Source organism: Nocardioides scoriae, assembly GCF_900104965.1.
GTDB lineage: Bacteria > Actinomycetota > Actinomycetes > Propionibacteriales > Nocardioidaceae > Marmoricola > Marmoricola scoriae.
In genome coordinates, this window is record NZ_LT629757.1 from 2937684 (window position 1) to 2952251 (window position 14568).

Annotated in this window: 13 protein-coding genes; 8 read left to right on the forward strand and 5 right to left on the reverse strand. The window is 66.5% G+C overall.

From position 1 onward, the window contains the following. Positions 1–436: 436 nt before the first annotated feature. Positions 437–1282 carry a hypothetical protein gene (locus BLU55_RS13935; RefSeq protein ID WP_091730794.1) on the reverse strand — a complete coding sequence of 282 codons (846 nt, stop codon included), beginning with the start codon at positions 1280–1282 and terminating at the stop codon, positions 437–439. A 541-nt stretch (positions 1283–1823) separates the two neighbouring features. On the opposite strand from BLU55_RS13935, the gene BLU55_RS13940 reads away from it, so the two are divergent. Continuing rightward, positions 1824–2618, forward strand: coding sequence for a hypothetical protein (locus tag BLU55_RS13940; RefSeq protein ID WP_091730797.1), 795 nt, complete (start codon positions 1824–1826; stop codon positions 2616–2618). 735 nt (positions 2619–3353) lie between these two features. Continuing rightward, complete coding sequence (locus BLU55_RS13945) at positions 3354–4448, forward strand: hypothetical protein (protein ID WP_157682864.1); 1095 nt, start codon at positions 3354–3356, stop codon at positions 4446–4448. A 112-nt stretch (positions 4449–4560) separates the two neighbouring features. Here BLU55_RS13945 and BLU55_RS13950 read toward each other — a convergent pair whose 3' ends face one another. The 3 genes from BLU55_RS13950 to BLU55_RS13960 all read right to left on the reverse strand — a co-directional run bounded on the left by BLU55_RS13950 (position 4561) and on the right by BLU55_RS13960 (position 7080). Continuing rightward, positions 4561–5109 carry a hypothetical protein gene (locus tag BLU55_RS13950; RefSeq protein ID WP_157682865.1) on the reverse strand — a complete coding sequence of 183 codons (549 nt, stop codon included), beginning with the start codon at positions 5107–5109 and terminating at the stop codon, positions 4561–4563. Positions 5110–5546: 437 nt separating this feature from the next. Further along, positions 5547–5690, reverse strand: a complete 144-nt coding sequence (locus BLU55_RS19520; RefSeq protein WP_157682866.1) for a hypothetical protein — start codon at positions 5688–5690, stop codon at positions 5547–5549. A 268-nt stretch (positions 5691–5958) separates the two neighbouring features. Further along, entirely contained in the window at positions 5959–7080 is a 1122-nt protein-coding gene (locus BLU55_RS13960) for a DUF4238 domain-containing protein (protein ID WP_157682867.1), read from the reverse strand. A 385-nt stretch (positions 7081–7465) separates the two neighbouring features. On the opposite strand from BLU55_RS13960, the gene BLU55_RS13965 reads away from it, so the two are divergent. The 3 genes from BLU55_RS13965 to BLU55_RS13975 all read left to right on the forward strand — a co-directional run bounded on the left by BLU55_RS13965 (position 7466) and on the right by BLU55_RS13975 (position 10116). After that, complete coding sequence (locus BLU55_RS13965) at positions 7466–8098, forward strand: hypothetical protein (protein WP_091730811.1); 633 nt, start codon at positions 7466–7468, stop codon at positions 8096–8098. A gap of 742 nt (positions 8099–8840) precedes the next feature. Further along, positions 8841–9491 carry a hypothetical protein gene (locus BLU55_RS13970; protein WP_091730813.1) on the forward strand — a complete coding sequence of 217 codons (651 nt, stop codon included), beginning with the start codon at positions 8841–8843 and terminating at the stop codon, positions 9489–9491. 292 nt (positions 9492–9783) lie between these two features. Beyond that, entirely contained in the window at positions 9784–10116 is a 333-nt protein-coding gene (locus BLU55_RS13975) for a helix-turn-helix domain-containing protein (protein WP_091730816.1), read from the forward strand. A gap of 124 nt (positions 10117–10240) precedes the next feature. Here BLU55_RS13975 and BLU55_RS13980 read toward each other — a convergent pair whose 3' ends face one another. Further along, on the reverse strand, positions 10241–10591 hold the full coding sequence (locus tag BLU55_RS13980; RefSeq protein ID WP_091730819.1) for a hypothetical protein: 351 nt from the start codon (positions 10589–10591) through the stop codon (positions 10241–10243). Between the two features lie 1293 nt (positions 10592–11884). Between BLU55_RS13980 and BLU55_RS13990 the strand changes: the two genes are divergently transcribed. The 3 genes from BLU55_RS13990 (at position 11885) to BLU55_RS14000 (ending at position 14490) form a co-directional block, all read left to right on the forward strand. Beyond that, positions 11885–13255 carry a tyrosine-type recombinase/integrase gene (locus BLU55_RS13990; RefSeq protein ID WP_091730825.1) on the forward strand — a complete coding sequence of 457 codons (1371 nt, stop codon included), beginning with the start codon at positions 11885–11887 and terminating at the stop codon, positions 13253–13255. A 472-nt stretch (positions 13256–13727) separates the two neighbouring features. After that, positions 13728–13928: a hypothetical protein gene (locus BLU55_RS13995; RefSeq protein WP_091730828.1), complete on the forward strand. Its 201-nt coding sequence runs from the start codon at positions 13728–13730 to the stop codon at positions 13926–13928. A gap of 136 nt (positions 13929–14064) precedes the next feature. After that, complete coding sequence (locus BLU55_RS14000; RefSeq protein WP_231916882.1) at positions 14065–14490, forward strand: helix-turn-helix domain-containing protein; 426 nt, start codon at positions 14065–14067, stop codon at positions 14488–14490. Positions 14491–14568 lie beyond the last annotated feature (78 nt).

Consider the following 14568-nt stretch of genomic DNA (forward strand, 5'->3'; position numbering starts at 1 on the left):
ATGACACGGGAGGCCACCCCAGTTGGTGGCTCTACGCCGCGAACAACAGGTTGGTGGCCTGGGCTGGCGAGTCGTTCTCAACGATCTCGAACGCTCGGCGGGCCGCTGAGGCCTTCAAGGCCGGCGCGAAGAGCGCCCGATACGAGATCTACTCGGATGCCGGTGGCCGATACCGGTGGCGTGCGTGGCGGTCTTCGGACAAGGTCGCTTCTTCGGGCGAGGCGTTCTCGAACGAGCAGTCCGCGCGTCGGGCGTCCGAGAACGTCCGAGACCACGCGGGAGGTGCCGACCTCTAGCTCGCTAGGGCTCCCGGTGCGCTGCACGGCGCGCCGGGAGCCCTGGGCACCACCTCAGCGGTCCGCCTGAGCGGCGCCTTCTGGCAGCGATGCTGGGACCGTTCGACAGCTTCGAGGGTCCGGCCGTCCCAACGCGGTGCCTAGCAGGGGTCGGCGTCGTCGTTGAGACCGTCGCCGAACAGAAAGTCGAAGTCGCGCTCGCTCATGTACTCGGCGATGGCTGCGTCGTCGTACTCGACCGGCACGAGCTCTGGTTGCGAGTCGTCGCTGGGTGAGCGCAGCGGCTCGGACATCTCGACCAGTTGCAGCAGCCACCCCCGTGCCGCCTTCAGCAGCTCGGGGTCAGCGGTCCACATCCCCATCTCGAGGCTCTTGCGTGAAGCCTGCGTGAAGTTCGCCGACCCCACCCACAAGCGCTCGGGGACGAAGTACAACGTGTCGACCACATGCCCACTGGGGTGCTCATCGGTCCACCCCATCCGCCCTAGCAGCAGCATCTTCGCGTGGACGATCGGGACCAGCCGATTGCCGACGCGACGGAAGCCCAGTTCGCGCACGCCCCCGATCTCGCCCTCGTCGTCGGGCAGCGTCGAGAACGGCCCGACCACGGATGCCTGGCCGTCGACCCTGGGCGCGAGCTCTTCAAGCTCGGGATACGCACGCTGGGCGATACCGGTCCGCTCGGCAAGCGCCTCAAGTAACCCAAACTCCGACTGCTGGTACTTGCGGGCCTGCTGCTTGGTGATCACGACGCACGCGTTCGCCATCTGACCCAGGACCTCGATGAGCTCGGGATCGTCCATCCACATGGCGCACCCGAGTACACCTGGACCCCAGCTGCGTTCCGTACGGCGAACGGACGCTGCCTCGCGCAACGGCCCGACGAGTGCGTCGAGCACGTTGGTGCCGAACACCGCGTCGCCATCGCCAGGGCGGCTGACCAGCCGGTCGAACCCAGCGCCAAACCCGGGCGGCTGCGTCGTCATCGACGGATCATCGCACCCGGTCGCCCTCACGATCGGCCATCGCATCTGTGCGGCCTCGCGTGTAGGTGTCAGCCAGCCGACTGCATGAGTGGTGTCGGACGAGGCGACCGGCGACCGAGTCGGTGTGTCGATTGCGGCGCCATCTTCACCGCCGTTACAGTTCTTGTGGCCCGTCGAGAGGCGGCCATCCAGATGGAGTGTCCGGAGACTGCGTTGTAGCCTCCGCTCACCCTGTGACTTCGGTCACCCAAGGCCTCCCTGTTGGCGCAGGGAGGCCTTCTTGGTTCGCACTCCATCGGACTAAGGTCACAAATCGGCACCTAGGGCGGCATCGGCGTGCCGCTATCTCGCGCCCAAGGCTTGCCCGCCTGATTACACCCATGGGATTCTTGGCGTGCTTCACCGACCAAAACTCACGCAAGCCTGGCGCCAACCGGGCGAGTTCGGCCGATGGGCAGTCCATCTGGAAGGTCGCCCGTCTGGGTCAGCCACGACCCGGAAGACCCGGCGGGCGGCCGCATACCGAAATGAGGTGCGGCCCATGGCCCACATCCGCAGTAGCAGGCACCATCGCCTCGCCCGCTTGGCTACGGCCATGCTGGCGGCGCTCTTTCTTGTCGTCCTCGGCGGCGTGAGGGCCGAAGCAGACGACGGTCACCAGTATCAGGTGGCGTTCACCGACATCGGCATCTACCCGCGGGTCGCACCGTCAATGGACGCAGAGCGCGCCGGCGACGTCCTCGCCGACGGATCCTGGGTCAGCATCGCGTGCGAACTGGAGGGAACACCTACCTCCAACGGGTACCAGACCAGCACCGTGTGGGAACGGCTGACGGACGGTACCTACCTCCCGAACGCGTTCACCGACACCCACGTCGACGGGTACACCCCGGGAATCCCGACCTGTGATGCCTCGACGCCCGGTGCTGCGCCCGCGGAGCCCAGCACCGAGTCGCCCGTGACGTACGAAGGCACCCCCATCCCCAACAGTGGCAGCGTTGCCTACGCGCTGTACGACCACTATCTGTGGGAAGACGGGTCACCGGTGGTCGTGGACTTCTCGTACTTCGCCGACAACGAAGCGCTGATGGCGTGGGCAGAAATGTTGCCGGTAGGCGACTACGGCACTTACAGCGGTGCCAACGGGGCAACTGACCTCTACTGGGCTCTCGGGGCGTTCTCGGTGACGCGCACGTCGGAGCACTGCTACGCCATCAAGGACCACTACGACTTCAGACCCGACAAGCTCACCAACGCGCCGTTCTTCGTCTTCTGGGGCTACCAGATCAGCGGGGCGAGTGAGTTCGAGGTGCGTTCCTCGGGCTGCGTGAGCTGACAGTTCACGAACGAACGCCGGTCGAACTACCTAGCGGTACGGCGTGCCGGTACAGGCTTACTCGGCTCCGACTCTGGGTCGTCGCAAGACGCCACCAGGGTCCGAGTCGGGTGGCTGCGTAGGCGAGTGGCCGGGCGCGGTGTCGCGGTCGTGAGGGCTCGAAGTCGGATTATCGGCACCGCTTCACACCGGGACCGCTGAGTTCCTTCTTCAGCCCGCGTCACGAAAGCTGTCAGACCCGCCAGACACCATGGCGGCATGGCGTCCTTCATCACCGGAACCCACCACTGCCCCGACTGCGGCGAACCCCACCAGGGAGCGCGGTCGTTCGAGGAGCACACCGGGGGTGTCCAGGTCGACTGGTGCGCCTTCCGCTGCGCATCCGGCCACGAGTGGGCACGTCCCGGCAGGCAGGCAGTGAATTAGCGCGGGGACCGCGGGTGACGCGTTCTCGGATGCGCCGAACGGCAGGCCGCCAGGTGCTTGGACGACCCTAAGACAGAGGGCCCCGCACTGCTCAAACGGAGGCGTTGATGGTGCGGCCGGCAACCGAGGATTGGCGCAGGTCGTTGACGCCATTCGGAGGCTGCTCAACACCCACCTCGTCAACGCCGCGTGAGTCAGGCCCGATGCGATCGGTGCCGCGCTTCTCGCTTGGGCGGGGCGGATTTAGGCGGCCCGCGCACAACTGGCTCGGGGCTGTGATCATTGGTATGAGACCGGATGAGGAGTGGCGTGCACAACGTAAGCGTGATCCGCGACGGCAACCGGTGGCGTCTCGATGTCCCCACAGTGGGTGGGTTCGTGCACGCAGAGCGCCTATCGACGGTGGGGGCTACCGCCCGGAACTACATCGCTACAGCCCTTGGCGTCCCCGCCGCATCGGTGCGCCTTGGCGAGGTAACCATCGTGACCGCAGCAGACCACCTCGAAGAGAACCCCGATGTAGACCTGGGGTTAGGGCCGCACCCGGCTGCGCAGGCCGCTATGAGGCTCGTCCCGAAGCTGGGTCCGGTGGTCGCGAGCTGGCGTCAGGACTCCTATGACAGGAACCAGCGTCGCGCTCAGAAGCTCGGTGAGGCAGTCTCCGAAACCATCGACATCGAAGAGTTCTTCACCCACGTCGCGACCAATGAGCGGCTCAGCGACATGTTCGACGCGGCCGTTGAGGCGGCCATAGCCACAAGCTCAGAAGCAAAGGTCCGGCTGTTGGGTCGGGCCCTGGCTGCAAGCGCCACCGCTGAGGACGACGCATCGGTCGATGAGGTCGAGCAACTCTTGAGGATCGCGGTCGATCTTGAGCCAGTCGATCTCCGGGCCCTACGAGCTCTCGATCGCTGGCATCCCTCCGACGCCATCGACAAGGTCGGCTACGCACTTCGGGTCACCGAGGCCACCGCTGGCCCGATCGTGGCCAGATTGGAACGGCTTCACCTGATCAGCGTCGAGCGCACGGCAACAGTGCTGAACGAGCCGGACACCGATCAGGTGGCCATCGACGAAGAGTGGACACTCACTGCCGCGGCACGCGCATTGTTGACCTTGTTGCGAGATCGCGTACATCCTCGCGAAGCCGCGACCGTCAGGGAGGACGGTCTGCCGTGGGGAGGATTCACCGACGCCCAAGCTCAGGCTCTCGAGCAGCTTGCGGAGTTGAGTCACCACGATTGGCGTCGTCACCCGCGACCCGACGAGAAGGTCGCCAGGACGCTTCGCCAGCTCGACATTCAAGGACTCACCTACGGCGACGTCCGAACGGCCATGCGTTCTGTTGGGTTCAGTGAAATGCGGCTGAAAGAGCTAGACCGCTGGTCGTCGACCACCCCCTAGAGGCGGCACCGTGGACTCGGTGGTGACGCGCACCAGACGGCCGGTGGACTTGACCTACAGAGGCGGTCATTAATTGACGCCATCGAGCTGCGAACGCCTAGGTGTTGGGTCCTCAATGTTCCTGACGGCGTCGTGATGCCAGAGCGGTGGTAGCCACCTGCAAGAAGTCATTCACCTGTTCGGACAACACGTCGGTGTCCACGTACCGAGTGCCGTCAGGATCGAACGGAGGCAACGGCAACGTGTCGCCGCCCTCGAACTCGAGAAGGACACCGGCCGACCAGTACCACTCGTTCTGACGTGGCCCCATGGTCGATGCCCTTGTGGCCGAGACATCGGTCAACGCGACGCGTTGCACATCGGTGAGGGGTCTCGCCCACGCCTGCAGCGAGTCGGCTCGGGACCCCACCGAGAAGGCATTCCACCGTTCCTCACCTTTGCTCGCCACGACGTGCCCGACCAGGTCATCGGTAATCCATGTGGCGGCCCACTCGGTGATGTCCGCTGTCCCGCGCGTCTGGAGAACCATCGCGCGCGGTCTGACACCCCCGGTGAGCGACAGGACGGCGCCCCAGATGACGACGGGGGCGACACTATTCGTGCCCGTCTCAGTCATGAACTGTTGCACTCCTTCGCCAAGCCACTCTGCGGGCATCTTCATGTAGCGAGGCTAGGTGCGAGTACTGACACCGGGCCGTCAGAACCCTCGTAGCGTTCGCTGCCTCTGTGCGGCGGACGGCACCCGGGAGTCGTTTTGCCACGTCCAGATGCTCTGTTGTGCTGGGCGCATCAACACAGACGCCCTTGCCAGGTATGTAGTTTATTCCCTACAGTAGTCCGAACGTTCCCCTCCCCGTCCACCGCACACGCCGCACCGGCCGGAGGCGTCGGCCACCACGCAGCCCATGAGGCTGGGCGATCGACCGGCAGCCGCCCCGTGCGCCATACCCAGCGAGCCGGGTGGTGCCGTCGTTCGAGCGTCAGGGAACAGGGGCGGCAACGACAAGACCTGCGTTCGGGCTCCCCCGGCCGCGTCCCGCCACCACCTACCAGCAGGAGACTGAAATGCCCCTGGCTCGCGCCACCCTGTTCGCTGAACTAGTCGACCGCAGTGACCCGCGGCGCCCAACCGTCCTGAAACGCGACGGGGTCCGGATAACTCTCGACGCAGGCGCCGACACCCAGTCGGAGTGTTGGCACGTCCAGGGCGATCAGATTCGCGGCGGGCACCAGCTTGGGCATGGCGACGTCATTTACGTTCGCACGGCCGATGACCGACTCTGGTGGCTGTGCGAGGTCACCGGCGTCCATGGCACGCCGGGACGCCCCCGCTATGACGTACGTCGTCTCTGCGTCGCCAACCGCGGCGACAGCGTCGAAACCAACGACGACCCGCGGTGGCAACACCCCGGCGCTCGGTCCCGCCCCAGCGCCTGATCGCTGATCTTTTCGTCTTCTCGACCTGCCAAGACAACAATCGGCAGTGCGATTGTCACTGTTGTGAGAGGTCCTAGCCGGGCACGGTGAGGCGCCGAGGGCGAAACCGGTCGGGTGGTGTGTTGACGGCGAGCGATGCGGCGTTCGTGCCGTCGCACACGCGCATGAGGGGACCGGTTGGCGGGAAGTGCCTCGTGTCGAAGGTCTTGTCGGTGACGCGGCCGGCGACCCAGTCGAGTGCTTGCGCCGACATCGCGGTGTTGGCCATGTCGGCGAACCGCTCTGCCTCGTGGCCGGTGAGGCGCAGTCGTTCGATGTCGCGCACGGGTGGAGTGTCCATGAGCGGCCCCCAGAGCAGTGCTGCGGTGGGGCTGAGCGTGAGAACGAGCTCGTCAGCGGTGCCGAAACCTGTGGGCACGGTCGAACTGAAGTGGACCTTCCGACCCGGAGGTGGGTGCCTACCCCGCTTCTTCTTCTTGGTTTTGCGCAGCCAGTTCTCGTAACGCTTCTTCACCTCGGCGTCGGTGAGGTGGCAGTCGTCGAGGTGGAAGGCCCCCACGGGTGCGTTGACGATGACTGGTTCGTCGCAGATGAGTAGTCGTGGGGCGTCGAGCCGGACCAGCGCGATGGGGCGGCACGCGAAGAAGGGAAGGATTTTGTCGGCGGAGCTGCTCGTGAGTTCGACGAGCTCGTTCTGGTGCGGCGCGATGGTGAGGCGTTGAAGCTCCTCGTCCGCGATGACTCCTTGCGCCATCGTCTTGGCATACCAGTCGACCTCCAACTCGATCTCGCGGCGGCGGCGTGGAGTTCGAGTGGCTTGGAAGGACGCGAACTGGGCCAGACGGGCGATGTCTTCCATGGTCATGCGCGGCGTCCTCCACGGGCTGAGGAGGTCGTCCACGATTGGTTTGGTGGCGGACTCGATGACGCCGAGCAGTGACTCCATCGCTGAGTTCTTTCGGCCGTCGGTGTCGATGACGGTGTAAAAGTCCTTGATCGCGAGGTCGCGGATGTTGCAGGTGTCGAGACGTTGCTCAATGCGACGGAACACGCGCACCTGCCCGCGGTCGTTCGCCCAACGTTCGAGAAGGAAACGCGGGACGACGTGGTGGCGTGAGCCGACGAACGCCTGAGGGTTAGTAGCTGCGAGCCACTCTCGCGCTTCGGCGTCGGCTTGCTCACCGTCGTCGCTCATCGCGGCAGCGAATGAGTCGTGCACTGCTTGGGCGTGAGCGATGCGTGCCGCGTGGTCGCCTGCGGACGTGGGGGCCCAGTGCGGCTCGTCTGGGGCGCCACTGCTCATGCTCGGGAGGTTAGGGGCAACCTCCGACATTCGCTCGAGACCGATGACGCATCTGTCGCGGTCAGGGCGGTGAAGCGGAGCGCGCCGATGGAGTACCGGCCCGTGCCACGGCCGAGTGGGCGGCCACCATTCACGGCAAGCCGGGCCGACGGGTGGCTCCGACGTTTCCTGCATCGACTGGTCCCGCGCCACGCAGCTAGGTGGCCGGCCGGCCACGTAACGTCCGCGTCATGACGTCGAACACGTCGAATCGGTCACCGTTATGACGCCGCCAGCGATGGAAGAGCTTCGTGCCTCTGATCTGGAAACGCCTCTCACTCACGCGGACGCGGCGAGGCTGAGGGACGCCATCCTGGAACGGCTACCTCGGTCATTGCGTCTCGAGATCTATGGAGCTGTTCTCCAGTTCGACCTCACCGTGTCCGAGGAATGGGGCGGGTACTGCTACATGTCTGGCCCGGCCGAGCTGGTGCTCAGTGCGGTCCAGCAGCAGTTGAAGTTCACGGTCGACTGGGTGGTCGTCGCAGACTTCTCGGCGTTCAAGTTCACCGCGCGGATGGGCGGCCTCCGGTGGAGCTCGGATGGTGAAGACGCCGGGGTTTCGACAAGGCTCATCACCCAGCGGGAGATCAGGACCGCATTCGAGGCCGCCTACCCGGCCGCCGCGCATGGATTCAACGCCAGTCGGAGCCTCCACCGTGTCGTCAACTCGATCACGGACGAGTACGAGCTCTACGACGACAAGGAGGCGGCAGCCGTCAACGGCGCGCTGTTGCAGTACTCGATGACAGTCTCGCCCGAGTTTCGGCACCTGTCGCCCCTCGCACTAGCGGCCGTTGAACAACTGGCCCCCACGTGGGAGGCCGGCCCCGCAGCGCTCGCGCTCGCGGTTGAAGCGGCCGCGAACTGACTGGACCGCCCTCACGTCTCGCCCGATGCACGGGACGCGATACCTCAACTGTGACCCGCACACGCACCAAAGGCCGACATCGCACCAAGGGCCCATCGCGGGCGCCTCGGGCACCACGACGGCTTCTAGGAAGCCCCCAAGCTCACCCCGACCGTCGGTGACGATCTGCTCCGGCGCTGCACCCTAGCGCCGGCGACTCGGCGCAGCGAGCGGCAAACTTCTGATACTCCGGGTCTGACGTGCTCCCGGCGGTTTGTGGCGGTGACCCGCCGGGATGCCTGAGTGGCTACCACGGAGCATCCGCTTCGACCTGTGAACAGAACCGGCCCCGTAGCGCGTTCGCTACGGGGCCGGCGAACCGAGCGCCACTCGGCTATGCCCGTCGACGCCCACCGGAAGTGCTGATTTTGGGGCGGGTCGTGACGGGGTTGGCTTGCCAAGTTTCCCTGACGCTCTTGAAGGTCCAGCCTGCCTTTGCAGCCGAGGGGCATCCAAGCCACGACAGCCCACACCGTGGCACCCCCGTCGACCCAACTCTGTGTTGCCCGGGCGCTTCACGAGCGCGCAAGCAGGGCGGCGTAGGCGCGACACCCACCTACCGCCCTCGGAGGGCTCGACACAGTTCGCCTCCCGCTGAGGGCAGCCCCTCCTGCGAGGCCGTTCGATACCTGGACCCTCCTGCGCCAAACTAGGCGGGATCCTGACGGCCCCAATTCATCGTGGCTCAGCCACTTCATTCCACGTGAAAGACGCGACCTTGCACGCTATTTCCATCTCCAGCGACGACCTTGCTCTACCCGACACCGAGAGCCCCGCCAGCCGGACGATCCTGGAAGCGATCATGCAGCGGGTCGTCACCGCGTTGCCCGACACGCTCGTAGTCGACCTGTGCGGCAGCATCGTCACAGGAAAGCTGGGCCGCGACGACATCGGACGCGTCTGCTACGTCGTCTCCGACCCGATCGTTCAGGACTACGACGGTCAGCCAGTCCGGATCCCCACAACGACCCTCGATTACATCGCGCGCGTCGAGCAAGTCACCCTCGGCGATCAGGACGCGGATTCCGATTTCCGCGCCGCCGTCGAGGAAGAGTTCACCGAGGACTACAGAGATGCCGAGCCTCACATCACCCGCGCCATCGCGACATGGCACCAGTTGAAACGAGCAGACAGCGCTTTCGAGTTCTACGAGCGCTATGACGGCCCCGACAAGTTGGGCTACAGCCAAGTCGTCAGACTGCCTCAGCGATTTCTGGTGCTGCTCGCCATGCTCGTCTCTCCTGAGTTCGCGGCTCTCAAAGATGCGCAGTACGAAGCGGCCGAGGCGCTTGCGCCGGAATGGACACACACACCCTCCGAGCTCGCCGCGAGCGTGCGCGGAGCGGTTGGCTAGTGGCGCGCCTGCAGGGTCCCACTCCGGTGCGTGACGCGCCGGGCCCGGCGACTGGAAGCGCGTCGCTGCCCCGCCGCCACTCGAAGGACCACCCCGTCGTCGCCGACCTTGCTGGGCCCTCTGTACGGCCAGCAGGTGCGGGGGCGTCCAGTGACGATTCAGCCACGAGTGCCCTGTGCGCTGCACCCCGCCGGGCGGCGTCTCGCGTCGTACAGTAAATTGTAGAGCACTACAATTAGTCAGGGTCGCCACTGCCCTCCCCCACGTCACCCACTCTCACTAGGATGCTTCAGTGCCGCGTCGCAGCAGCCTCTACCGGGTTCCGAACCAGTGGCTGTCCGCAGGAACCTGGCCCCGCGGGACCTTCACTGCAGACGCCCCGGACGCGGTCGCCCACGCAGTCGCTATCGCCATGGCGCTCGCAGCGGCACTAGAGGGGCGCAACAAGAGCGAGGTTGCCGCCGCAGCCGAGATTGAGCGCTCCACGCTGTACGACATCTTGGCGGGCAAGTCGTGGCCAGACACCGTCACGCTCGCCAAGCTCGAGGCCCACCTGGGGCAGACGCTGTGGCCCGCTACCCCGGCTCCGCCCCTTCGTCGCGCCACCGACAAAGCACCCGACTAGGACGGACGGCCGGGAACCAGCCGGGAAACCAGCCGTGGCCTCAGAGCGTGCTGCGTGTTGCCGGACCTCAGGTCGATGGGCCACCTCGGCATCGCCCTGCAGGACGCACCCTCGGCGTGCCGAGTCATACCCGGCGCAACGCTTGCATCAGGGCTGTCCCCTCGAGCCACTGCATGTCGCTGAGGAAGATGAGATCTGGCAACTTCGTATCCGGGTCAGACCAAGGACCGACCCACTCGTCGAAGTAGGTCAGGGCCGTTTCGAGCAGCGCTTCGCGCAAGCTCTGCACGTAGAAGTGCTTCGAGTTCGCGCGCAGCCAGGCCTGGAGGGCAGACCGTTCGCCGTCCGACATGTCGGCGAGCGGGTATCCCCACCCCTCGACATCCGTCCAGACGAGATCTTGCGCGAAGACACCGAGGTCGAAGGCCCTCGGGCTCGGCTCAGCCGCGCCCTGAGATGGATCGTCATCGGACATGTCGCTCTGCCCCTTGTTGTGCGCCGGGGTCGTTCGGTCATTTGTAGTGGTCTACAAGTACCACACGGGGCCCATTTGCGTCAGGTCCCAGCTCTCGCCCTCGGAGGGAACCCGAGGACGGACGTGACGGACGTCGATCGATGGCACCCTGGCCGGCGGGGTGGGAGGGTTTGGCGCGGCTGCCACCAGGGACGGGGGCGGCCAACATGTGGGCCGCTACGGCCTATCGGGCGCGTTCGGCGCAACCCGACCCTGAGCCCGCGCCGTCCGCGAGAGCTGCGCGGCTCGAGCCAAACTCAGGCCGGTCGCCTCAGCTATCCGCTCGTAGGTCCAGCCCTCGCCACGCAGATAGCCCACGGCGCGTAGCCGCACCTGTGCCAACTGCTCCAGTTCACCGTCCAGCGCAGCGAAGGCGTCGCCGACGGCACGGATAACTGCCGGGGGCCCTCCGATGTTCTCCAGGCGAGCAGCCTCGTTCGCGATGGCAGCCTTGAACTCGTCCGAAAGGTGGCCGGGGCGAGAGCCGGCACGACGCCTTCGGGGGGGCATCTCCTCAGCACAGTTGCTGTAGAGGACTACAGGGAACCAGGCGCGCCGCCCCAGCCACCCTCGTCCACGCCGCGACCGCAGCTGAAGCGCAGACCTGGCACGGACATCGCCACGACCGCGCGCTGTCTTCATGGGCGCGGGCGAGGAACACGATCAGATCTTGCCACGAGCGTAGTTTAATCCCTACAGTCGGGTGATGAGCTCCACCCATCCCTCCCAAGAACCGGGACCCCTGCCGTCGACTGGAACAGGCCGCGGCCGGCCACCGATGCTGCACTTCGACACCCTCGTCGCGGGCACCATCCCGCGGCTCGGCGCGGGTGCCCGGGGCGCGCCTCCCTCTGCCACTCGGCTCGACATCCCCAGCCAGATCGAACGCACCGCACGGCTGGTCTCGGCGCAGCCAGTACTCGACTCCACCCGCAGAATCTGCGTCTCGCGGCTCCTGCAGGCCCTGGGGTGGGGCACCTCGACGCGCATCGAACAGGTGCCACGACCGGCAGCAGGCTCCGTGAGGTACCGCCTCGTCGACCCCACCGGGCCGCACCCCGGGCGACGTTTGATCTCCAGCCAAGGTCGTCTGACGTTCACGCCAGCTATGTGCTGGAGGCTCGGAACCGCCCCAGGCGAACAGGTCCAAGCCGTGGCCGACCTGGACGCAGGTGAGTTGCTGGTGGCATCCATGTCCGGGGTCCTAGCGGGGGTGGCCGTCGCTGCTACGACAGAGCCTGCGTCGCACCCGTCATGAGCACCCACCAGCACGAGGCGGGTGCGCCCACCGGGGGGAGATCCGCAGCTTCGCTCGCCGCTCTCCTCGGCGGGGTGCAACCCACTCTCGCCGAGCTGTTGGAGGCCGCGGCCTTGGCCGGCGTGTTCACCGCGGGCCAGGGCTCGTCCCAGTCCGCCCATGGCGCCCCGGCCAACAACACGGCCAACAACACGGCCGCCAGCCGGGCTCAGCAGCAGTCCGGGCAACGGTCCGGACAACAGTTCGGGCAACAGTTCGGGCAGGGGTCTGACGCACCCACCGTGGCGGAGTTCTATGCGCGCGTCGTCACACCGGTCGCGCGAGCCGCCTCGGGGGCCGAGAAGCGCGGAGGGGGCCTGTTTCGCACCTACGACTCCTACTGGAAGGTGTTGGTGTCGGGGTACCCCTACCAGCGCTGCGGTGTGGCGACCCGTAGTGGCGACATCGTCGGCGGCGACCCGGTTCCCCCCGACGAACGGCTCTACGACGGGCTGGGCGACGTCAAACTCACCGACGTCCACTACAGCGACCTCGTCAAGTGGTTGGGGTGGTGCCGCGTCCGAGCCGAGCTGGCAGAACACAAAGCGTCCCTGCGCCGCGAACGTCGTGGGCTCACCGTCAGGCATTCCGATCAGGAGGGCGCCGTCCGCAACGCGGTCGGAGCGATCCGCTACTTCTTCACCCAGGCCGTGCTCGACGGTCAACTCCCTGCCGACAGCGATGTCTCGCAACGGCTCCGCAAGCCCGGCAAACGGCCCAGCACACGCCGCGCCTTCACGGCCAGCGAGTACGAAGAGCTCTGGCGAGTCGTCAGTAGCGGCGGAGACGACCCCGAGCTGGACTCGCTCCTTCTCGAGACGGTGCTGGTGACCGGGGCTCGACGCGAGGGACTGGTCAACCTGAACTGCAACCATCTGGACTACCAGCGCGTGACGCTGTGGCTCGACGAGAAGAACGGCCGCGTCAGCGAGCAACCCGTCACGACAGACCTGCTGCGACGGCTGTCGGTGTTCGCCGCCTCCAGGTTCTCTGCCACGGGCACCGACCCAGTGTTCTCCTTCAAGGACGCCATCACGGACCGTCGTCCGCACCGGATCACCGACCGCCGCTTCGACACGCTCCACAAACGCATCCAGCGTGAACTCGGCTGGGCCGACAGGCTGGGAGTCACCCTGCACTGGGCCAGACACCACGCCATCACCACCGTCGAACGAGTCTCGTCTGAGGCCGTCGCAGCCAGGTTCGCCCGTCACACCGCGCAGGGGGGTGTGACACGCACGTACGACAAAGCCAGCGGCGAGGAGGTGTGTGCAGTGGTCGGCTGGATGACAGGCACCGAACACCCGCTCGCGGGCGGCGGTTGGTAGCCCATCGCCCCTCGCCCACTCCGACGCGGCTGACCACGACCCCTCGTAGGGGTTGCCCCCGGTTACCGGGTCGGGTTCGTCATCGAAGATGGAGAAGTCAAGCTCGTGTCTGCACGGTCCCTGATGTTCGCCGTGTGGGCCAACAACCACGGCGGCGACCCCGGTGACCCGGTCGCGTCTACGCGCGCGGAGCGGAACCTGGATAGCGAGCGTGTCGAGGCCAAGTGGGAGCGTCTGGCGGCGCGGAGTGCCGCCGAGGTGCGCACCGAGGACGAGATCGAGGCGAACCTGCTCGACCAGCTCGGGCTTGCCCAGCGACCGTGGCGTCCGGCGGCGCGACCAGGTCCGCGCTGCCGCCGGTCTATCTGTGTCTCGCCTCCTCGACCGTGGTCAACCTCATCCGGAAGGAGCAGGGCTGGAAGGCAACGTCAGCGCCGGGCGGCGCTCGACCGACAACGAGACAAGAGACGACGTGACTCTGTACAACGACCTGGGGCACATGTGCGGCCAGATCAAGCACGCCCCCGAACAGGTGGACCTCGACGCGGTGCGAGCCCTCTTGCGCCGCAGTCAGCACTACGTCGACAAAGTGCGGGACTCACTCGAGGACGCCACGGTGACGTTGCCTGGGGCCATGGTGGTTCAGCTCATCGACGCCAAGGACGACAGCTGATGCCAACCACTGCCCCGGGCCGCTTCGAGGTGCGCACCGCCTCCTCGAGATACCTAATCCACGCCGACTCGCTACGCGAATTCTGCGCCCGAAGCGAGACGAGCACGGTACTGCGAGTGCATCGAACAGGCCGGCCGTGATCGAGGAGTCGAAACGCGAGACCGGTGGCGTGCGGCGCGTGCGCGCCCGGATGCTCACCCTCGACGACGTCGCGGAAGAACTCGCCATCAGCCGCGCCCAGGTGTACGCCCTGGTCCGCCGCGGCGATCTACGCGCCGGGAAGATCGGCGGCGGCGGCGGCCAGTGGCGCGTGGACCGTACCCACCTCGAGGCTTACCTCGAACGCACCTGGGCTGACACCGCCGCATGGGTCCAAGCCCGCCCGCTCACCGACGGCGAAGAACCACCCGCAACCGAGAGCGGGCGGGTGAAGATCGTCCTCACGCCTGCGGACCGCGCAAAGGCCCTGCGAGCAGCCGTGCGCGACGACAGCAAAGTCCGGGTCTCGCTGACCGGCACGAGACGGGTCGGACCGTCGCCCGAGGTGAGAGGTACCAACTAGTAGCGGTCACTGATCCCCAAGCCCGCGCGACGGCCGCGGCCCGACTACGCAATAACTCAGAGGCCGTGATGACGACCC